At 41.2% G+C, this 19,581-nt stretch carries 20 protein-coding genes; 10 read left to right on the forward strand and 10 right to left on the reverse strand.

The window, feature by feature from the left end; all coding sequences use genetic code 11:
- Positions 1–11: 11 nt before the first annotated feature.
- Positions 12–362 (forward strand): NifB/NifX family molybdenum-iron cluster-binding protein, encoded by a 351-nt coding sequence (locus tag PH_RS04155; RefSeq protein WP_010884972.1) that lies wholly within the window; start codon positions 12–14, stop codon positions 360–362.
- 85 nt (positions 363–447) lie between these two features.
- Here PH_RS04155 and PH_RS04160 read toward each other — a convergent pair whose 3' ends face one another.
- Positions 448–882, reverse strand: a complete 435-nt coding sequence (locus PH_RS04160) for a putative zinc-binding protein (protein ID WP_052265090.1) — start codon at positions 880–882, stop codon at positions 448–450.
- Between the two features lie 136 nt (positions 883–1,018).
- On the opposite strand from PH_RS04160, the gene PH_RS04165 reads away from it, so the two are divergent.
- Together PH_RS04165 and PH_RS04170 are read left to right on the forward strand one after the other, a co-directional pair.
- The gene (locus PH_RS04165) at positions 1,019–1,732 is read left to right on the forward strand and encodes an ABC transporter ATP-binding protein (protein WP_010884974.1); all 714 of its coding nucleotides are present in this window, start codon (positions 1,019–1,021) and stop codon (positions 1,730–1,732) included.
- A complete protein-coding gene (locus tag PH_RS04170) occupies positions 1,729–2,682 on the forward strand; it encodes a SufB/SufD family protein (protein WP_048053250.1) in 954 nt (317 codons plus the stop codon). Before PH_RS04165 ends, PH_RS04170 begins: the two co-directional genes overlap by 4 nt.
- Positions 2,683–2,690: 8 nt before the next feature.
- Here the strand turns inward: PH_RS04170 and tdt are convergent, their stop codons facing one another.
- Entirely contained in the window at positions 2,691–3,683 is a 993-nt protein-coding gene (gene tdt / locus PH_RS04175) for a tellurite-resistance/dicarboxylate transporter (protein ID WP_010884976.1), read from the reverse strand.
- A 133-nt stretch (positions 3,684–3,816) separates the two neighbouring features.
- The gene (locus PH_RS04180; RefSeq protein WP_010884977.1) at positions 3,817–4,146 is read right to left on the reverse strand and encodes a helix-turn-helix domain-containing protein; all 330 of its coding nucleotides are present in this window, start codon (positions 4,144–4,146) and stop codon (positions 3,817–3,819) included.
- A gap of 138 nt (positions 4,147–4,284) precedes the next feature.
- Here PH_RS04180 and PH_RS04185 point away from each other — a divergent pair, with 138 nt between their 5' ends.
- Genes PH_RS04185 through PH_RS04200 form a run of 4 tightly spaced genes read left to right on the forward strand, consistent with a single transcriptional unit; the run spans position 4,285 to position 6,923 of the window.
- Positions 4,285–5,127 carry a sulfite exporter TauE/SafE family protein gene (locus PH_RS04185; protein WP_010884978.1) on the forward strand — a complete coding sequence of 281 codons (843 nt, stop codon included), beginning with the start codon at positions 4,285–4,287 and terminating at the stop codon, positions 5,125–5,127.
- A gap of 40 nt (positions 5,128–5,167) precedes the next feature.
- A complete protein-coding gene (locus tag PH_RS04190; RefSeq protein ID WP_048053251.1) occupies positions 5,168–5,482 on the forward strand; it encodes a hypothetical protein in 315 nt (104 codons plus the stop codon).
- 58 nt (positions 5,483–5,540) lie between these two features.
- Positions 5,541–6,551, forward strand: coding sequence for an arsenic resistance protein (locus PH_RS04195; RefSeq protein WP_231833723.1), 1,011 nt, complete (start codon positions 5,541–5,543; stop codon positions 6,549–6,551).
- 3 nt (positions 6,552–6,554) lie between these two features.
- The gene (locus PH_RS04200; protein ID WP_010884981.1) at positions 6,555–6,923 is read left to right on the forward strand and encodes a putative zinc-binding protein; all 369 of its coding nucleotides are present in this window, start codon (positions 6,555–6,557) and stop codon (positions 6,921–6,923) included.
- Between the two features lie 27 nt (positions 6,924–6,950).
- Here PH_RS04200 and PH_RS04205 read toward each other — a convergent pair whose 3' ends face one another.
- From PH_RS04205 to PH_RS04230, 6 genes are all read right to left on the reverse strand, one after another.
- Positions 6,951–8,144, reverse strand: coding sequence for an NAD(P)/FAD-dependent oxidoreductase (locus PH_RS04205; protein WP_010884982.1), 1,194 nt, complete (start codon positions 8,142–8,144; stop codon positions 6,951–6,953).
- Positions 8,141–9,886 (reverse strand): aldehyde ferredoxin oxidoreductase family protein, encoded by a 1,746-nt coding sequence (locus tag PH_RS04210; protein WP_010884983.1) that lies wholly within the window; start codon positions 9,884–9,886, stop codon positions 8,141–8,143. The genes PH_RS04205 and PH_RS04210 overlap by 4 nt, the downstream gene beginning before the upstream one ends.
- A 6-nt stretch (positions 9,887–9,892) precedes the next feature.
- The gene (locus tag PH_RS04215; RefSeq protein ID WP_231833724.1) at positions 9,893–11,716 is read right to left on the reverse strand and encodes an aldehyde ferredoxin oxidoreductase family protein; all 1,824 of its coding nucleotides are present in this window, start codon (positions 11,714–11,716) and stop codon (positions 9,893–9,895) included.
- Positions 11,700–12,164 (reverse strand): 4Fe-4S dicluster domain-containing protein, encoded by a 465-nt coding sequence (locus PH_RS04220; RefSeq protein ID WP_197524202.1) that lies wholly within the window; start codon positions 12,162–12,164, stop codon positions 11,700–11,702. Before PH_RS04220 ends, PH_RS04215 begins: the two co-directional genes overlap by 17 nt.
- A gap of 73 nt (positions 12,165–12,237) precedes the next feature.
- Positions 12,238–13,383, reverse strand: a complete 1,146-nt coding sequence (locus PH_RS04225) for an MFS transporter (protein WP_010884986.1) — start codon at positions 13,381–13,383, stop codon at positions 12,238–12,240.
- Complete coding sequence (locus PH_RS04230) at positions 13,380–13,652, reverse strand: hypothetical protein (protein ID WP_010884987.1); 273 nt, start codon at positions 13,650–13,652, stop codon at positions 13,380–13,382. The genes PH_RS04225 and PH_RS04230 overlap by 4 nt, the downstream gene beginning before the upstream one ends.
- Before the next feature lie 137 nt (positions 13,653–13,789).
- Between PH_RS04230 and PH_RS04235 the strand changes: the two genes are divergently transcribed.
- Together PH_RS04235 and hypF are read left to right on the forward strand one after the other, a co-directional pair.
- Positions 13,790–14,647 (forward strand): cation diffusion facilitator family transporter, encoded by an 858-nt coding sequence (locus PH_RS04235; RefSeq protein ID WP_048053568.1) that lies wholly within the window; start codon positions 13,790–13,792, stop codon positions 14,645–14,647.
- A 91-nt stretch (positions 14,648–14,738) separates the two neighbouring features.
- Positions 14,739–17,060 (forward strand): carbamoyltransferase HypF, encoded by a 2,322-nt coding sequence (gene hypF / locus PH_RS04240; RefSeq protein WP_010884989.1) that lies wholly within the window; start codon positions 14,739–14,741, stop codon positions 17,058–17,060.
- Between the two features lie 65 nt (positions 17,061–17,125).
- Here hypF and PH_RS04245 read toward each other — a convergent pair whose 3' ends face one another.
- Positions 17,126–18,028: a hypothetical protein gene (locus PH_RS04245; RefSeq protein ID WP_010884990.1), complete on the reverse strand. Its 903-nt coding sequence runs from the start codon at positions 18,026–18,028 to the stop codon at positions 17,126–17,128.
- 102 nt (positions 18,029–18,130) lie between these two features.
- On the opposite strand from PH_RS04245, the gene PH_RS04255 reads away from it, so the two are divergent.
- Positions 18,131–19,576 carry a hypothetical protein gene (locus tag PH_RS04255; RefSeq protein WP_010884991.1) on the forward strand — a complete coding sequence of 482 codons (1,446 nt, stop codon included), beginning with the start codon at positions 18,131–18,133 and terminating at the stop codon, positions 19,574–19,576.
- Positions 19,577–19,581 lie beyond the last annotated feature (5 nt).

A 19,581-nucleotide genomic window follows, 5' to 3' on the forward strand; every position in this document is an offset into this window, starting at 1 on the left:
GAGGTGAGATCATGATTAAAATCGCGATCCCAACTTCAAAAGGTGGCCTTGAAGATAAGGTTCATGAGAGCCTTGTACGGGCGGAGACATTTACGTTAGTGGAAGTAAAAGATGGGAAAATTGAAAGAATAGAAGTTGTGGAAAACCCACACAAGAATGAGCCTTATGGTGCGGGCTCTAAAGTTGCCATATTCCTAGTTAATAATGGAGTGAACATCCTCTTAACACCTATGGACTGTCCTAAAGGAAAAGCAATACTTGAAGCGGGAGGAGTTAAAATTATCAAAGTGAAACAAGGAAAAAGTGTGAAAGAAGTGATTGAGGCTTTTCAAAGTAGTTCTTCTGGTTATTCGTTACAGTAGCAGATGATCTTCAGGAAAACATTGACTTCCACACTTTCAATCCCATCTAGGCTTTTACAAACTCTACATACATTCCAATTTATCATCAAGATTTAACATTGAGCTTTATCCCAACCTTCTCAGCTATTGCTAGGGCAACTTTAAGAACGTCTTCCTCGCTTATGTCAAGCGTTGGTTGCTTAGCTATTCCAAAATCTGTAATGGTAAAGCTGTAGTCTATTTTTATTCCAGCCTTCTGTATAACTTTTGTTGCGCACTTCATTGGACAACCATCTATAACAATTACCCTTCTAGCCCTTCTTCCTATATCTAGGTGCATCTCCGAACCGGCCGCAACTGCAGTGGTACAACAAAGCCTTGCAGCTTCACCAGCTTTAGTTAACAGAACTCCAACCTCATGACCTATCTTCCCAACGCTTGCAGCTCCAGAGCAGGTGAAGATAATATCTAAGTTCTCAGCTTCCTTGTGACAAAGTGGTAAGAACTTTGGAAGCTTTTCCATATCAACTTTCTCAACCATTTTTCTCACCTCGATCTAGGCTAGTATTCAATCATTTAAAATTATTTTCATATGTTTTAGTTTTCAACCAAGAGTGTGAGGGCAAAATTGTCCAGAAAATTTTAAATTCCCTTCACATGACATCCTTTTGGTAGCTATGTTATGCCTTAGAAACGTTACCTATAGGGTGGATGGAAGAAGGATAATAGAAAGGATCAATATGCGCTTTAAGGAGGGAATGACGTATTCTATTTTAGGGCCTAATGGGGCCGGAAAGTCAACCATCGCTTACATTTTAATGGGAGTCATGAAGCCGAGCGAGGGTAGAGTCTTACTCGATGGGGATGATATAACTAATTTAAGTATTACTGAGAGGGCAAGACTTGGAATTACCTTGCTTTGGCAGGAACCAGCACGCTACGATGGGATAACCGTCGAGAAGTATCTTACCCTGGGGGGAAAGATTAAAGTTGACAAAAATGAGATGAGAGAGATCCTTGAACTTGTAGGTCTTCCTTACGAACTTTATGCCCATCGATTTGTAGATAAAAGTCTAAGTGGGGGTGAAAGAAAGAGGATTGAGCTGGCATCAATCCTCATGTTGAGACCTAGGTATGCAATACTCGACGAGCCCGATTCTGGTCTCGATATAACTGCTGGAGAACTTATTGAAAACGTTTTGGAATACTTTAGAAGGGTGGGAACTACCGTCATTCTAATCACCCATCACGAGGAGATAGCGGCCAAAACCGACTTTGCATACTTCGTCTGCGCGGGGAGAATCATCAAAAAAGGTTTCTCTCGGGAAATTGTTGATTACTATAAGAAGACCTGCGGAAGGTGCTTCTTAACGGGGAGGATGGAAGTATGACTATAAAGATTAACCATGTTAAAGAGTATGAAGCCCTAGTCGAAATTTACAAAAAAGAGGGGCTTGACACTTCTCTTTTCGGCAATAGAATAGCGGCTATAATTATAAGTGGGGATAAGATCATTGGACTCAATAGCGTTCCTGGAGTAAAAATACGGGGAGAGGAAGTAGAGAATGGCGTTAAGGCTGACATAGAAATAGCTGACAATGTGAAGCTTCCGTTTCCAATTCACCTCTGTACAGGTTATCTAAGAAGTGAGGGTTATCAGAAAGTTATCTTCAACATAAAGATTGGTAAAAACTCAATAGTAAAGTTTACTTCTCACTGTATTTTCCCGTACGCAAAGGACTTTAGTCATGAAGCACTAACAAGTATAAAGGTAGGTGAAAATTCCTGGGTTTCCTATGAAGACGAGCATATTCACGGTGAAGGGGTAAGGATGATAAGTAAAACAGAGATTGAGCTTAACAAAAATGCCCGTTATACTGGGAAGTTCTCACTTACAAAGCATAGAGCGAAGGAGCTAAAGCTTGAAATGATCGCTAATCTAGGAGAAAGATCAGTTCTTGAGCTCGAATCGAAGGTCAAGGCCGTTAAAGATGACTCAGTTGAGGTAAGAGAAGTTGCTTACCTAAAAGGAGCATATTCAAGGGCCAATCTCAAGAGCACGGTTATAGCCTTCGATGAAGCTAGGGCGAACGTTGTGAACGAGGCCTATGGCTTCGGGGATTATGCAAAGGGGCATGTTGAGTGCCATGAGATAGTTAAGGGAAATGCAGACGTTCAGACGGTACCGCTCTTGAGGGTGAAGAACGACAAAGCAGAACTCACTCATGAAGCCTCTATAGGTAGGATAAATGAGGCTCAGCTAATGCAATTGATGGCGAAAGGATTAACAGATGAGGAAGCAACGGAGTTGATAATTAGAGGATTATTGGGGGAATATTGAAAGGGGGATTAAGAGGAAAAGTCGTGGACAAGCGTTTTAATTCCAGTTACTAGCCATAGAGCTAGTAAGAACCAGTAAAGAGCAAAGCCAAACTCTATCATTGCTGTTATTCCGATGCTTATCCCAACGTTATAGGTTGCACTCACGTAAGCTCCGAGTGGAAATATGAAAGCCCACCAAGCGAGGCTGTATGGAAGATGGAGGTTTTTTAGGTAGTGTAGAGTCATTAAAATCGCCATGATGAGCCACCAAAGTCCAAAACCCCAAAGGATAAAGGCAAAAGCCTTAAACGCGCTCTTCGCGATGGGCATTATTTTAGCGAGGTTTAGGAGGGCCACGGCCCCGGCCCCTAGCGGACCAAGGTTTATCCACACAGCAGGTGCCATTATTGGGGGGAGAAGTTCATGAGTTATGAAACGCCTCATAACTATTGCAAAGAGAGCTAGGTAAATGAAAAAGCCAGCACCAAAACCAAAGTAGTTTAATACGATGAATACCTCCCTCCACATCACCGAGGACGGTACAAACGGTAGGGAGGTGAGAGGGATCACGATAAGTCCAACAGGTGGTATAAACCACGCAGGTGTTATCGTCTTTACATCCACTCCTTCGCTTATAAAGAACAGATAAGGTATTAAAAAGGCAAAAATCACAACAAGGATGCTTCCAAGGATCCAGAGTGGGAGTGCTATTTCTTTATAACCAAACATTGCAAGATTCACAGCTACAATCGTCATTGCTATTGGCATCGTTCCGTAAAAGTGACTTGTTACGGGATGGTATAGGTCTTTCTTTGCCTCCGAAGGGTATTTGATCCATCTCAAGAGCCAGGGAATTAAAAGAACGAAGAAAATTATAGTATTGAGGTAAGTAAGAAATTTTGAAAATGCTTCCAATATTGGAAGCTTGAATGAGTATGACTTACTTACCAGGGCTAAAGCTCCTGTCCCCATGACACTTGCAAACCAACTTGGTGCAAAGTCCTTTACTCCCATCCTCATCTTTCCACCCGAAAGCTCCCTTGTTTACCGCTTTTAAGCATTTTTGGACGTTTAGTTTTGTGAAACTTACAAGTTAGAAATAGAATCCTAACTTAAGGAGGAACCTTAAAGAATTAAAGCTTGGCGCTTTTTGTTACTCTCTGAACACCTCACCTGTAACAAGGTCTATTCCAATTTTCCTAACTTTTAGCTTCCAGAGCTTTTCTGGTGCTCCACCACCTTCTTCTCTATAACCTGCCATTTCTATTATCCCTGCATCTTCAAGAGTTGAAAGATGATAGTAGAGTGTTGAACGAGGCATTGCTAACCCTTTCTCCAGAAGTGCTTGGTAAATTTCATTCGTACCTTTAACCCCCTCACTTAAAATTCTTATGATGCTCCTCTTTGGTTCCGCTAAAAGAGGCTTAAGAATCATCATAAGGGTCTTGAGGGGAACCATCTCTCCCATCATCCATCTCGGCATCTTCTATCACCATATTATGTACCCTTCCAAAATTTATAAAATTACCTATTTTGGTTCAGCTTAACTCGAATATTATAGAAAACTTTATAAATATTTTTGTGATATTACAAATTGGGAAAGCAATAGGGGTGGTGAAAGATGATAGGTGTTGCGATCCTAACTTACATCCTCGCGAGTATCTTCGCAATAGCTGGCATGGGAGCTGCGGGCGTGCTCATACCAAATTACATAGCCCTTGGCCTAAGCGTTCATGCAGCAATGCTCCTGGGGCTTACTCAAAACACGGCCGAACTTACGGTGGCGACTGGCATAAATTGGAAGAAAGGGCTTATTGAGTGGAGAAAAGTCGCAAAAGTCTTCATTCCAGCCGCTCTACTAGTTCCGCTCGGGGCTTATGTAAACATTCACATTCCCAGGATACTGATCCTAGTTGCATTTGCCTTATTCCTGCTCTTCGCACTTTACCGCATGCTTTCATCTGGGAAGATTGAAAACAGCGATGGGTGGAAGATATACCTCCTTGGAGCAATAGAAGGCTTTACAGCGGGATTAATAGGCATGGATGCTGCGCCAATAGCTCTCATAGCATTCTCCTACCTCTTCGGTAACCCAAAGAAAGTCTCAGCTAACACAGCTGCTGCGGCCCTTGGTGTTTCAAGCGTCACCCTTGTAACCTATCTAGCCCTATTACCAAAAATACCAATAGCAACTGGAACTCTTGTGACGATAGCAACGGCAGGTTTCCTGGGTGGAATAACGGGAGTATTCTTCATGCATAGGATAAAGCCCCTCTACGTCCGCTATACAATGGTAGCAATACTCAGCCTTGCATTCGTTGAGATAACCGAGAAGATAGTAACGGCAAAAGTCCCTGGAACTCTCCATATCCTCAGTATTGGAACCGTTATACTTGGTTTATTTGCATTCCTCTATGGAACTGGAAAGAAGTTCAAGGAAGGAAAAGCCCTTCCCGCCCCATGAGCCTTTCGTTATTTGAGGAGATATTGTGGAGGTGGTTAAGATGCCATTCGGAGTTCCCGGCTGGAAGTGGAAGGTTGGAAAATTCGGCTACACCGTTGAGAATGAGCCTAACTACGAAGAGATAAAGGCCAAAGCTAAAGAGGTTCTTTCAAGGACTACTAAGGGAATCGCTTGGAGAGGTCACTGTGGAAGTCTTCACATCCCTTTAGTATTTGAGGGGCAGATAATAGGCGAACTATGGGAAGATGCTGATCCGAAAGAGGTTGAGATAGGTGCTTACTGGTTTGGAAAGTGGGGAATCAAAGTCCAGCTCGTGAAAGATGGAAGAGTTATTGGCTTTATCTGGCTCGCTTGAGCCTTTTTTATTTTTTGGACTATAAATATAAAAAATTTAACATATGAAGGGAAGGGAAATGAAGATTGTTGAGTTTATGAAAGATAAGATGGTTTATATAGTGTTCACACTTATCTTTTCATCAATCTACGCTGGTGTTCACCATCGTAGCATTTTCCTATCCCTTAAAGTAACTCTTCCCATAGCTCTTTTCATGATGCTCTTTCAGCCCATGGTTTTCATGGACATAAAGAAAGCGTTCACCACGAGGACTAGAGTTAAAACAAAGTACTTAATATTACTAACGTTCTTTTACACTCTGCTCTTTCCGGTCCTGACCTGGATCTTCCTGAAGTTCTGGCTTAGGATGATGCCAAATACTGAACCACAGCTTCTTGCAGGTATGGTACTCATAGGTCTCGCCCCACTCCCCAGTTCATCACCGGCCTTCACTAATCTTGCAGGAGGGAGGTTTCAGCTGACCCTCGTTGGTGTCATGTGGACTTTTCTACTCTCGATCTTTGTGATGCCGTTCTATGCGAAGCTTATACTACATACCATCATCCAAGTACCCATTGAAATGCTTCTCAAATCCCTCATCCTATACATAATAACTCCCCTTATAATAGGCCAGCTAACCAAGTATATCATCCTTCACTGGAAAGGCACGGATGCACTTATATCCCTCAAAAAGCCCCTCATAGGTATTTCACTAATTGGGATGTATTGGATGATCGTGGTAGTTTTTGGCATAAATGCTAAGGTAATAGTCGAAAGACCAGAGTTAATACTGATAGGAGCTATCACTATGAACATCTATTTTCTCTTACGTGCGGCAATAGCATATTTCATCGGAAAAGCTCTTGACTTTCCCTTTGAGCAGAACATTTCTCTAGTTTATTCCACCGGCTCGAACATGACCCTGGCAACGGCCATGGCAATAGGAACCTTTGGTCCACTAGCAGCTGTTGGTACTGCTTTAGGAGGGCCTTTTAGTGACATGCTTTTGATGATATTCTTTGTCAAGCTCTTTACGTTAATTCGGAAAAAATATATACACAATGAAAGAAAAAGTATTACAGGTGGCTAACGAATGGAAATTCCTAAGGTGTGCATAGTTGTTTGTGAGGATTCCATCTCCGAGTTAGTTGTTAGAGAAGCCTTAAAAGAACTCAGTGATTATGTTGTTCTTTGCCCCCTAGGAACGGAGAATAAAGGAACTAGTGAGATAATAAAAAGGGCCAAATACGTAATGGTGGTGGACTCTTGCTCCGACAAATGTGGTAAAAAGCGTGCCGAAACTCTTGGAATACAATACAACGAATATCTTAACCTTGAAGAAGAGCTTGGCATTAAAATGCCCTGCTTGAAGAACCCTTCTGTTGATGTTATAGATGATATCGGATTAGCCGCAGTTCACTTAGTGGAGAGAGTTAAAGAGATCCTTGAGAAGCTTTATTAATTTCAAAAATAAATAAGAAAAATATAGCTATGACCCTTTCATAGCCTTCCACACTTCTTTTATAAAGGTCTTTGTGTCACTAATTGAATCTATCCTGATAGGCCTTCTTGTCCTAACGAGATACTCAATGGTTCCTGCATATTGAAGGGCATATTTTCCAACGAGTTGCGCTCCATTTAGCCTTCCATTCTCTATAAAGAGCTTAGCTATGTGAGAACCATGCCATATCTCCTTTCTAGCCCCCATAAAAGTTCCAATTGAAGCGAATACTTTGTCAAAGATCGTTATAATATTCATATTTATGGAGCCACGATAATGCTTTTCGTGTCCAAGCATGTTATAACCAGCCACTCTCCCCTGCTCTCTTGCGAGTGGCCATATTGCAAATATACCGTAGCGTCCACTTATCACATCTTTTGTTTCTGCACAATCGCCAGCAGCATAAACATCCTTCACATTCGTCTCCATTTTTTCATTAGTAAGAATTCCTCCATGTTCTCCAAGTTTTATTTTACCGTCAAGAAAGTTTAAGTTAGGTGTAACACCGAGTGCTGCAACTATTAAATCTCCATAAATAACGCCACAAGGGGCTTTTATCCCCTCCGCTGGGTCTCCAATAATCTCGATACTTTTCTCGAATAGAACTTTAACGCCATTAAGTATCATGACATCCCTGATTATGTTTGAAATATCCTCGTCAAAAAGCCTTCTTAAAATCCTTGAACGGCAGATTATTATGGGATCCGCTCCGATCTTCTTGAGCGCTATTGCAGTTTCAACGGCAACTGGGCCAGCCCCAATTATGATGACCCTTCCCTTAACCTTCCTTAGCCTCTCAGCATCTTCAAGTGTTCTAACCCCAATAACATTCTCTCTATCAAACTGAGGCACTATACGAGGTTTTGCACCGCTCGAAATTAGGAGCTTATCATATTCTATTTCCTCTCCGTTGTCTAATATTACCTTCTTTCTCTCGGTATCCACTCTTTTAACTTCCCTACCCATAATGTAGTCTATACTGTTTGACCTTATGAAATGCCAATCCCATATGAAGAGCTTTTCCCTTCTCACGCTCCCCTCGATGTAATAGGGAAGGGCAGCCGGAGAATATGGCAGAGTTTTCTCTCTATTTATCACGATGATCTCATCTTCAGAATTGGCCCTTATCGTCTCTGCTGCTGCTGTGCCAGCACCTCCAGCACCTATAATAACGTGTCTCATTCCAGATCACCCAATCCAAGTTTTTTAAGAGTTTCAGAAGTTGGAACACCATTTTCATCCCATCCCCTTAAAGAATAGTAAACGCGCTTCATTTCCTCAAGTTTTTCTCTGTCAAGTCTTGGTTCCTCACTAAAAAGTCTTGGGGAGAGATCATCTTTTACTTTTCCATACTTTAAGTTGAAACTCCTCTCCATTGTTCTAATCCTTTCTGCAATTGTCATTAAGTCTTCTTCTGTAATGCTATTGCCCGTAACTGCTTTGTATGCTCTTGCCCACAATTTCAAAGGCGTCGTTAGCAGTGCTATAACGCAGACACCAAGAGAATCTGCTATGATGTGTAGATTCTCCCATATAACAGCGAGCTTAACTTTGCTTGAAGAATAGCTCCATGGATAGGCTGCCTCAACATCTCCCACAAATTTTGTTGCAACCATTTCTGCCTGCTCCTTTTTAATGTAGTAATAGAACTCAGGGAAGCTGTAGAGAGCGCGGTTGACACTGCCAGAGTCTGCAACCGCTGCTATAAGGGCTGAACCAACGAATGGCCTTATGTCGCTGCTCCAGGATTCCATTCCTCCTTTAACGTAAACAGCAGGAACACCAAAATGCTCACTCGCTCTCTTAATTCCTTCTGCAAAGATATCACCATCTCCTTCACGTTTCACAAGCTTGTCTATGAAGTCAAGAATTTCTTCACTTCCGAGCTTTACCTTTCCAAGGCGTGAGGCATAGGCTATGACTGCTGTTGCGCTCATCATGTCTAAGCCTTCACTTTGGCACTTTCTATAAACCCTCCAAGCAAGCTCGGGATCTTCAATTTTTAAAATAAATGTTGCCGCTGGAAACGTACCTTGGCAGAGGTTTATCGGCAGGGTTTCTCCATCATAATTAACTAGCCCCCAGCACCTTAAGGGGCAGGAGAAGCAGCTTGCCCTGCCAATTGTATGCTCCTCAAAGAACTCCTTAGCTTTCATTGCAGCCTCTTCTGCTTTCTCCCACTCTCTCTCGTAGTCTCCAAAGTAGGGCATTCTAAGCTTCAGTATCGTTGGGACGAAGTTTACATGCCAATCTTTGAAGCGGAGGAACTCACCACTACTTATTATGCTCTCTTGGATCTCCTCAAAGACTGACATCAGCTCAATAGGATTGTAGGGATTTACCCCCTTTGTACCATGAATGAGTATTGCTTTGAGTTTTTTAGCTCCCATAACAGCTCCAAGACCTCCCCTTGAGGCAAGATTCCTGTGAGAGAATACTATTCCAGCGAACTTTACTCCATTTTCGCCAGCCCTTCCAATGCATGCTACCTTTAAATCAGAATGCCCACGCGTTAGGTAGTCTATCGTTTCAAAAGCATTTAAGCCCCAAAGTTCTTCTGCACTTTCTATTGAAACTTCATCATTTTCTATCTTTATGTAAACGGGTTTTTCCGCTTTACCTGTAATAACTAGTCCATCATAGCCTGCAAATTTTAAAGCAGAGGGAAATTCTCCTCCAGTACTGCTCCCTCCAATTAATCCAGTTACGGGAGATACTGCCACAACATCCATCCTTGAACCCGAAGGTACGAAAGAAGTCAATGGACCAGTCATGAAAATTAATGCATCGGGATTCTCGTAGAGGATCCTCGTAGCAATTCCCCTTCCTCCCAGGAAACTTTTAGCGTACTTCTCGGTAGGTTCAATTCTAAAAGTTCCAGAGCTTAAATCAATAAAGAGAATTTTTCCTGTGTATCCGAACATTTTCCATCACCACTCAAGCCCATACTTCTTTAGCGTTTCCTCAGTTGGGATCCCATTCTCATTCCAACCCCTCAGCATGTAGTATTCATCTTTCATTTCCTCGAACTTCTCCCGATCGAGTTTAACTCCCTTCCAGGGACCTGAGTGAATTACACTTTCAAAAAGCCTAGGTGAAAGAGTGTCTTTCTCTCTATTAACGCCTCTTCTAACGTTGAACATTCTCTCAAGCGTCCTTATCTTCTCGGCATAAAAATGAAGCTTCTCCGGGCTCATCTCTATCCCTGTAGCTGCGGTAAAGGACTCGGCCCACAGTTCAAGGGGAACGGAGAGCATTGGGGTATCGCAGACACCAAGAGAATCTGCTATGATATGTTCGTTCTCGAAGTAGGCAACGAGTTTAGCCTTTCCCTTGTAGTTGGTTGGCTCTGCTGCACTTTCGTCACCTACTATCTCCTTCGCAACCTTCTTGGCCTTCTCAGGTTTTGTATAGTACGAAGAAGCAGGAAAGCCATGGATGGCCCTACTTATACTCCCACTCTCTGAGACTGCTCCAGCCAAGGCCACTCCTCGGAATGGTCTTATGTCGCTGCTCCAGGATTCCATTCCTCCTTTAACGTAAACAGCAGGAACACCAAAATGCTCACTCGCTCTCTTAATACCTTCAGCTAGAATATTTCCTGGGCCTTCACGGTTAATTATCTTATCTATGAGGTTTAACACATCCTCACTCCCTAACTTTACAAGACCGAGACGGGAGGCATAGGCTATTATTGCTACAGTGCTCATTATATCCATCCCTTCTCTTTGAAGTTTTAGATAGACTTTCCAAGCTAGTTCAGGATCCTTTATCTTAAGGATGAAGATTATTGCTGGAAAAGTCCCCTGACAGGCTACCATGGGAGCTTCTTCTCCTTTATATTCTACCCAAGCCCAACATCTAAGTGGACAGGAAAAACAACTACTAGGCCTTAGACTGGCCTTCTCCTCAAAGAATTTCTTAGCGTTTTTAGCAGCTTCTTCCGCTTCTTCCCAGAACTCCTCCTCGTAGTCCCCAAAGTACGGCCTTCTCGCTTTTAGTAGAGATAGAGAGATGTTGGCATGCCAGTTTTCATACTTCTTAAAAGATGGACTTTCTTTTATTCGCCTCTGAATTTCAAAATTTACTTTCATAAGCTTATTTGTGTCCTTTATTTTAACTCCTTTCGTTCCCGCTACTGCTATTGCCTTGAGGTTCTTGCTTCCCATTACCGCTCCGAGGCCACCTCTCGCTGCAAGATTGCGCTTTGAAAAGCTTATTCCTGCAGTTTTAACTAGATTAGCTCCAGCTTTTCCTATGCATGCAACCTGAACATCTTCTCTTCCTAGCTTCTTTACACAGTCAACTGTATCATAAACGTCATACTCCCAGCAGGCTTCGGCATCATGAAAGGTAATCTCATCATCTATAATCCGTATACACGTTGGTTCTTTGCTCTTTCCCGTTATCACTATTCCATCGTAACCTGCAAACTTTAGAGCTGCTCCAAAGTCGCCACCTGCACTACTTCCACCGAGTAGGTTTGTTAACGGAGAGAGTGATACGACGTCTATTCTCGAACTTGACGGTGCAATTCCAGTAAGGGGGCCAGTCATCATTATGAGAGCATTTTCAGGGTCAAAGGCGTTTGCATCAGGAGGGATAATGTCATAAGCTATCTTGGTCGCTATCCCCCTACCTCCTAGAAAGTCCTTTGCATACTTCTCCGTAGGAATAGTATTGATTATGTGGTTGCTCAAATCTATAAAGAGTATTTTTCCAGCGTAGCCGAACATATTAATCAGCCTCTCCATAGAGAATTCTAACGCCTCTCTTCCTGGCCTCGGGAACAGCATCATCCGGGACAAGCTCTATTGCATTCATGGGACAATATTTAACGCATTGTGGATCGCCTCCACAGAGATCGCATCTTATCATCTTGTTGTTTATGTAATCGTATAGGACACCGCCAATGGGGCAGACGAGGGTGCACATCTTGCATCTAATGCACTTATCATCATCGACAATTCTAATGTTCCCTTCCATGTGTATTGCTTCCATAGGGCATACAAGCTCACATGGCGCGTCTTCACACTGGAGGCACATTATGGGAAACTTCTCTCCCTTGTATCCTATAACATGTATCCTGGATAAATCGGGGTTTACTATTCCCTCGTGGCTTAGAGAACAGACCATTTCACACGTATGACAACCTATGCACTTATCCTCATGCACTATTAAATAAGGCATTGTTTTCACCATTATGTATTGAATTTTTTTCATATAAAAACATTTTCATATTTAAAACCAAAAGTTATGGACAAAATTGGGAAATCTAATCTAACAGCTCAAATCTTTCCTTAAGGGGGTTTATCAGAGCTTCTGCAATAAAAACACCAGTTATAACAATTAGACCGGCAACTATGAAGGTCTTTCTAACACCAATAAGATTAATCAAGAAGCTCCCTAAAAGTGGCGCATATAACCCCCTTATTCCACAGGTTGTTAAGTGAAGAGCAGAAAGATCTTCCGTCCTATAGTCTGGGACTCCCATTGAGAAAGCTTGCCATCCTATTGAGATCGCTGAACCACCTATCCCACATAAAGCCCCTGCAAGATAAATGTGCCATGGTAAGGTACTCATAAAGTAAATTCCCGCCATAGCTCCAATAGCTATAAAGCCAAGCTGAAAGACCCTAACTACATGAGACAGCTTTTTAATGACCCTTCCCCATAGCTCGGAGAATATAACATATGTTAGACTGTCTATAGCTATTGCAATTCCAATTGTCATGTTGGAGAGATTGAGAAGTCTAACTTCCAAGATTGGAATTGCTGGAAGCATCATGAGCATTCCAGTTCCAGCTATCATGAACATTAGTACTAAGCTTAAGATCAGTTTGTCTCTATATGGTAAATCCCTATTTTCGTTTTCACAGTCTTTAACCTCTGGAAATGGAAGTCTAGAAAGGGTTGCAATGATGAGCAAGCCTGAGGCTAAGATAAAGGCAAGTCTATGGCTCTCTACATCCATTATATAGCCAGCGATTCCAACAGTGATGGTGTAAATTAAAGTGTACGTTGCCTCTGCATGACTCAGGATTCTAAGATCCATATAAACCCTTTCAACTATTGTTGGGTAAAGAACCTCTTTAATTCCATAAAAGGTATAATATAAGAAGATGAGAAGAAGAAAAAGAGAAATGCTTTCAGAAAATGCTAACATAAAAAGGAAAAACGAAGCGAAGAGGAATGACATTATTACTAGCTTTTTAACCCCAATTCTCTGTGAAACTCTGGCCCAAAATGGGGAGAAAAGATTAGAGATGTAAGAGCTACTTCCCACTAAGCCCACTATAAAGGGAGAAGCTCCCATCCTCGTGATTATCACATCAAAGAAAGCTTCAGCTAGACCTTCTGCAGCACCAAGGCTCCCCTGGGCAAGAAATTCAAACTTAAGGAGTTTTTTGGTTTTATTCATAACTCATCCCTCAGCAGTAAACTACCGACAAACTTTCCCCTCCAGCTTAGCTCGACCTTAATGCCAAAAGGACCCTCCCAGACACTATCGATATCAACTTCATCAAGTGGAACATCCTCCTTTAGTTTCCCAATCTTTGTTTCATTATACAATAGGATAATCTTCTCTCCCTTCTTTACCTTCTTTGCCTTTGAAAGGAGCTCCTTAACCTCTTCTTCAACTTCCTCTTTCTTTATCATCTTTTTCTTTTTCTTACAACCGAAAGGCATTTCAATCGCCAGCCCACATTATTTTGACTTTTACCAATTTGCTCTGACTACTTAATGTTTGAAAACTTTTTTTATATTACTTCACTTCCATAAAGTGGGGGATCAAAGTGACTCACTATGAGAATCTTAAAAGAAAAATGATGCTCTCTTTTTCCCTTAATTTAGGTATAACGCTAGCAGAGGTTATTGGGGGGATTATTTCTGGAAGTTTGGCTTTGCTAAGCGATTCACTTCATAACTTTAGTGATTCTATGGGCATATTCGCAAGCTATTTTGCTATAAAAATAGGAGAAAGAAAGAAAAATGAAAAATTCACATTTGGGTATAAAAGGGCCGAAATTCTAGTTGCTTTCGCAAACTCCGCTGTACTTGTTGGTGTATCTCTTTTCCTTATTTTTGAAGCCTATAAACGGTTTAAAAGTCCCGAACCAATAAAGGGTTCTCTTATGCTCTTCGTTGCTTTAATTGGACTCTTTGCTAACTTAGCTTCCGTTATTCTTCTACATGAGCACGCACATGAAAGCATGAACATTCGTTCTGCTTATCTGCATCTGGTGAGTGATTCCCTATCTTCCATAGCAGTAGTCCTTGGGGGCATTGCAATAACAAAGTGGAATGTTTTTTGGATTGATCCTCTCATTACCGTGTTAATTTCCCTCTACATTCTCCACGAAAGCTATGGAATCCTCAAAGAGAGCATTGAAGTGCTCATGGAAGCCGCACCTAACTTAGATTTCCAGAAGATAAAGGAAGAAATTGAAAGCATTCCAAAGGTTAGAAATGCGCACCATTTTCATGCTTGGAGGGTTGGAGAAAATGAAATTCACTTTGAATGCCACGTTGAAACTGAGGATATGCTTCTAAGTGAAGCTCAAAAGCTTATAGATGCTATTGCAGACAAGCTCAAAAAGTTTGGAATAACCCATGTGACTATTCAACTTGAGACAGGAAGGTGCAAAGAGAAAAGCATGATTTGCAACGAAGAGTACTCTTAAACCTAAGGTTAAAAATCTCCCTTCTGTTTCCAACTTTTGGTTTTAGAAACCTATAAAGGTTCCAAATTCTGAAAAATATCTGGGAGAGAGAATGAAAGCATATAGAATTCACGTCCAGGGAATAGTTCAAGCCGTCGGATTTAGGCCCTTCGTGTACAGAATAGCTCACGCTCATAACTTAAAAGGATTCGTAAGGAACCTGGGAGATGCGGGAGTTGAGATAGTTATAGAGGGGAATGAAGAGGATATAGAGGGTTTTCTCGTAGATTTATATAAGAAGAAGCCTCCCATTGCTAGAATTGATAAAGTTGAGAAGGAAGAGATTCCTCCCCAGGGATTTGACAGGTTCTACATAGAGAAAAGTTCAACGGAAAAGAAGGGAGAGGGTGATTCAATTATTCCCCCAGATATAGCAATTTGTGATGATTGCCTTAAAGAGCTATTTGATCCAACAAACAAGCGTTACATGTATCCCTTTATCGTCTGTACGAACTGTGGGCCAAGGTTCACGATAATTGAAGATCTTCCCTACGATAGGGAGAATACCGCAATGAGAGAGTTCCCAATGTGCGAGTTCTGTAGGAGTGAGTATGAGGATCCATTGAACAGGAGGTACCATGCTGAACCAGTTGCCTGTCCTACATGTGGGCCGAGTTATAGGCTATACACCAACGATGGAAACGAGATAGTTGGGGATCCCCTGAGAAAAGCGGCAAAGCTGATAGATAAGGGATACATAGTAGCAATAAAAGGTATAGGTGGAATTCACTTAGCTTGCGATGCTACAAGGGAAGATGTTGTGGTTGAGCTTAGGAAGAGGATATTTAGGCCCCAAAAGCCCTTCGCTATTATGGCTAAGGATTTAGAGACCATAAGAACATTTGCCTACGTTTCTCCTGAGGAAGAAGAGGAGTTGACAAGCTATAGAAGACCAATAGTGGCTTTGAAGAAGAAGGAGCCCTTCCCGCTTCCTGAAAATCTTGCCCCTGGGCTTCACACAATAGGGGTAATGCTACCCTATGCAGGAACCCACTACATCCTATTCCACTGGAGCGAGACTCCAGTTTACGTCATGACCTCTGCAAACTTTCCGGGGATGCCGATGATAAAGGATAACGAGGAAGCCTTTGAGAAGCTTAGGGATGTTGCCGATTACCTCTTACTCCACAATAGGAGAATTCCAAATAGAGCTGACGATAGCGTCGTTCGCTTTGTAGATGGTAGGAGAGCTGTAATCAGGAGAAGCAGAGGGTTCGTTCCCCTAGGAATAGAAATACCTTTCGAATATAAGGGATTAGCGGTTGGGGCCGGGCTCATGAATGCCTTTGGCGTTTCAAAGAGTGGAAAAGTTTATCCAAGTCAATACATAGGAGATACATCGAAGATAGAAGTTTTAGAATTTATGAGGGATGCAATAAGGCACTTCTTTAAGATTCTGAGGATTGATAGCTTAGATTTGGTTGTAGCAGATTTGCATCCAAGTTACAACACAACAAAGCTGGGAATGGAGATTGCTGAGGAATTTGGGGCGGAGTTTTTACAAGTTCAGCATCACTATGCTCACGTAGCCTCTGTAATGGCCGAGCACAACTTAGAGGAGGTAGTTGGAATAGCCTTGGATGGAGTTGGCTACGGAACCGACGGGAAAACTTGGGGTGGGGAAGTAATATACCTAGGCTATGAGGATGTTGAGAGGTTAGCCCATATAGAATACTATCCACTCCCAGGAGGGGATTTAGCGAGTTACTATCCCTTAAGAGCTTTAATTGGGATATTGAGCTTAAACCACGATTTTGAAGAAGTTGAGAAAATAATAAGGGAGTTCTGTCCAAACGCAATAAAGAGCCTAAAGTATGGAGAGACCGAGTTCAAGGTAATTCTGAGGCAACTCAGCAGTGGAATCAACGTTGCTTATGCTTCTTCAACTGGTAGGGTGCTTGATGCTTTCTCAGTGCTCTTAAACGTTTCCTACAGGAGGCACTACGAGGGGGAACCAGCAATGAAGCTTGAAAGCTTTGCATATCAAGGGAAGAACGATCTAAATCTTACTGTTCCCATTGAGGGAGAGGAAATAAAGGTTTCAGAGCTGTTCGAGGAAGTCCTTGAGCTAATGGGGAAGGTAAATCCTAGGGATATAGCTTATTCCGTTCATTTAGCCTTGGCTAGAGCATTTGCAGAGGTTAGCGTTGAGAAGGCTAAGGAATTTGGAGTCAAAACTGTAGTGTTAGGAGGGGGAGTAGGGTACAATGAGCTGATAGTTAAGACGATAAGGAAGATAGTCGAGGGAAGGGAGCTTAGGTTCTTAACTACCTACGAAGTTCCCAGGGGGGATAATGGAATCAACGTGGGACAAGCTTTCCTGGGAGGGTTGTACTTGGAGGGATACTTAAACAGGGAAGATTTGAGTATTTAATTTGTCTTTTTACTTTCTATCTGTCTCGAGTGTTAGTTTTGAATATGGGTATTCATAATAAAGCTTTAGATGATGCCATACATGGTACGTAGATCTTGGGATATATTATCCCTGTTCTTTTTAATTAGATCCACGAGCGATTCTTGAACTTCTTTTGGAACTATCTCTTTTCTCCTTTTTACGTTGGCTAGATTTGTGATTATCTCCTGGGATATGCCTAAACTATAATCAGATCCAATTGCTGCATTTTCATCAATTTCGTATAGAGTCTTCAGTTCTCTGAAGTTTGGTTTAACTATTAACTTTCCTGCTTCATGCTTGACATCTAAATAAATTCCTGAAAGACCATAAAATGCTATATCTACCAATCCAACGTACTTTCTTTTTCCACTATGAGCTTGGGCCTCCTCAATAAACTTTATGCTTTCCAACATGTTAGACAAACCCACAATAAGAGCATCACTATGGGGACTTGTTAAGTATCCCAAAATTTCCCTTTTTACACCGGTATAGTCTTCGACTCCATAGAGGGTACACCTATAAACGAAGCGTGCAGGTGTGTCTACTAATATTCCCCCTAGGAGATATACCTTTAGTTTATTTAAGGGATCCAGATTTTTAAAATTCTCTTCCAGTAATGAGGCGAGTTTAGTTTTTCTCACATACCAGAAATTGTCTATAATTTTTACGTCCAATAATCCAAAATTCCATAGCAGTAAGATAGTACCCCTTATTCCTGAAATCCCAATTTTAGATTTTGATTCCGTTTTAATTCTTTTGACACTTATTTTTGCATAGTTTCTCTTTATTACTTCTATTTTTGATCCTCCTGCGGTATAGGGAGCAACTTCCATTAGGCTATCAACTAGTTTCTCAACTTCTTTAAGTCTTTTGGAGCCTTTCTTAGTTCTTAGTGATTTTAAAGATTTTAGATATGAAGCACCTTCTTTAATTCCTATTACCTTCATTAGTATCCCTCCTTTTTCTTAATTCCCATATCTATGAATTTAACTTTATCGGAAAGCATTTAAAACATGATATAACAATAGTTGATTATGAGGTGAATTACTATGATGTCTACGGAGATCTCTAATAAACAAACTTATAATATCTATCTTCCCAAGGTGGCAGAAGAATCGCCTATAGATTCCTTAGAAAAAATTGAACCTGTCGGTAGGATTAAGAATTTCATTGACATAAGTTTCAAAGGCATTAAGCGAGTCGAAAATGGTGTGTCGGGATTTTACCCAATGGCAATTTTTGGTTACTATGGAAGTGGAAAGACATTCTTTGTTAGAAAGCTATCAGAGAAAATAGTGAAAGAGCTAGAAAGAACTATACCCCTGCACTTTTATTTAGGCCAGACGTCCTATTTTGACTTGATTAAATTTGTAGATGGTTTGATAGAAAGCATAGAGGCCTTTATTAATAGAGGGGACAAAACAAAAGCAACAATAAGTGGATACAATCCAGAAAAATGGAAAGAGTTTCTAGAGGTTTTAAAAGCGGCTAGGGAGAAAATTTCTAATGAGGAGGCAGAAAAAAGTAATGTGGAAGCATTCATAAAATTCTTAAATGAGATTAACTATGCTGGATACTATCCCTTTATATTCTTCGATGAATTTGAAACAGTCTGGATTGGTGGAGTCCTTCAAGATGATAGAAGCTATAGGGTTTTTGTAGACTTTTCCAGTAGATTATTTGAGATGATAAGAGGAAAAGCGTACTCTGGAGGAATATGTTTTGTCCTAACGAAACCAGTTAGAGAACTAATTAGAGAGGCTGCCTCCATGAATCCGAGGCTGGTAAGAGAACTTAACGAAGCTTTTGGAACAAATCTCGTAGATTATCCAGAAATGTACCCCTTAGAGAGAGAACCAGCCAGAGAAACTTTGAATACGTTTAACATTAAATGGAGCTATGAGGATCTTGAATTATTATCTAAAAAATACAACTTAGTAATTCATGAGGACATTTTAATGGCAATTTCAAGAGTTCTCCCAACTCCGAGAGCTGTTATAAATATTTACTATAAGCTACTAGCAATTAACGGGGATAAAATAACTTCCCCGACGATTTTTGGAAAACTAGTGGAGGACAAACTAGACATCTTCATAAATAGAGTTATCTCAGAATTTGTTACTCCAAATTCAAAATGGCACTTAATATTCAAAACGCTAGTTGAGAATGGCATCCTCTATGTCTACTCAAGAGATTGGGAGGCAATTAAGAGAATAGCTGCCCTGCTTGAAGTTTCAGCTCCCGATGAAAAGAAGCTTATCCAAAAGGTCAAAAACTACCTCAACAAATTAAGGGATTTAGGCCTTTATGAGTATAACAAGCCGTATTCAACTTACCTAATCTCTCCAGATGTACTAGCGTTCCTTCTAGGAATTGAAAAATTACCAGATGGAAGAGAAGCAAACGAAGATACACTAAAATTGAAAGTAAAAGCAAAGATAGAAGAAAGGAAGAAGAAAAAGCAGAAGCACAAAGAGAGTAAAGTGACATCTTAGTTTAG

It is taken from the genome of Pyrococcus horikoshii OT3 (assembly GCF_000011105.1).
Classification (GTDB): Archaea; Methanobacteriota_B; Thermococci; order Thermococcales; family Thermococcaceae; genus Pyrococcus; species Pyrococcus horikoshii.

Coding starts and splice junctions, on each gene's coding strand:
- PH_RS04255 (WP_010884991.1), top strand. CDS start 18,131: ATGATGTCTACGGAGATCTCTAATAAACAAACTTATAATATCTATCTT.
- PH_RS04155 (WP_010884972.1), top strand. CDS start 12: ATGATTAAAATCGCGATCCCAACTTCAAAAGGTGGCCTTGAAGATAAG.
- PH_RS04245 (WP_010884990.1), bottom strand. CDS start 18,028: ATGAAGGTAATAGGAATTAAAGAAGGTGCTTCATATCTAAAATCTTTA.
- PH_RS04205 (WP_010884982.1), bottom strand. CDS start 8,144: ATGAGACACGTTATTATAGGTGCTGGAGGTGCTGGCACAGCAGCAGCA.
- PH_RS04220 (WP_197524202.1), bottom strand. CDS start 12,164: ATGGTGAAAACAATGCCTTATTTAATAGTGCATGAGGATAAGTGCATA.
- PH_RS04165 (WP_010884974.1), top strand. CDS start 1,019: ATGTTATGCCTTAGAAACGTTACCTATAGGGTGGATGGAAGAAGGATA.
- PH_RS04215 (WP_231833724.1), bottom strand. CDS start 11,716: ATGGAGAGGCTGATTAATATGTTCGGCTACGCTGGAAAAATACTCTTT.
- PH_RS04210 (WP_010884983.1), bottom strand. CDS start 9,886: ATGTTCGGATACACAGGAAAAATTCTCTTTATTGATTTAAGCTCTGGA.
- PH_RS04200 (WP_010884981.1), top strand. CDS start 6,555: ATGGAAATTCCTAAGGTGTGCATAGTTGTTTGTGAGGATTCCATCTCC.
- PH_RS04160 (WP_052265090.1), bottom strand. CDS start 882: ATGGTTGAGAAAGTTGATATGGAAAAGCTTCCAAAGTTCTTACCACTT.
- PH_RS04195 (WP_231833723.1), top strand. CDS start 5,541: ATGAAGATTGTTGAGTTTATGAAAGATAAGATGGTTTATATAGTGTTC.
- PH_RS04235 (WP_048053568.1), top strand. CDS start 13,790: ATGATGCTCTCTTTTTCCCTTAATTTAGGTATAACGCTAGCAGAGGTT.
- tdt (WP_010884976.1), bottom strand. CDS start 3,683: ATGAGGATGGGAGTAAAGGACTTTGCACCAAGTTGGTTTGCAAGTGTC.
- PH_RS04190 (WP_048053251.1), top strand. CDS start 5,168: ATGCCATTCGGAGTTCCCGGCTGGAAGTGGAAGGTTGGAAAATTCGGC.
- PH_RS04185 (WP_010884978.1), top strand. CDS start 4,285: ATGATAGGTGTTGCGATCCTAACTTACATCCTCGCGAGTATCTTCGCA.
- PH_RS04230 (WP_010884987.1), bottom strand. CDS start 13,652: ATGCCTTTCGGTTGTAAGAAAAAGAAAAAGATGATAAAGAAAGAGGAA.
- PH_RS04170 (WP_048053250.1), top strand. CDS start 1,729: ATGACTATAAAGATTAACCATGTTAAAGAGTATGAAGCCCTAGTCGAA.
- PH_RS04225 (WP_010884986.1), bottom strand. CDS start 13,383: ATGAATAAAACCAAAAAACTCCTTAAGTTTGAATTTCTTGCCCAGGGG.
- hypF (WP_010884989.1), top strand. CDS start 14,739: ATGAAAGCATATAGAATTCACGTCCAGGGAATAGTTCAAGCCGTCGGA.
- PH_RS04180 (WP_010884977.1), bottom strand. CDS start 4,146: ATGCCGAGATGGATGATGGGAGAGATGGTTCCCCTCAAGACCCTTATG.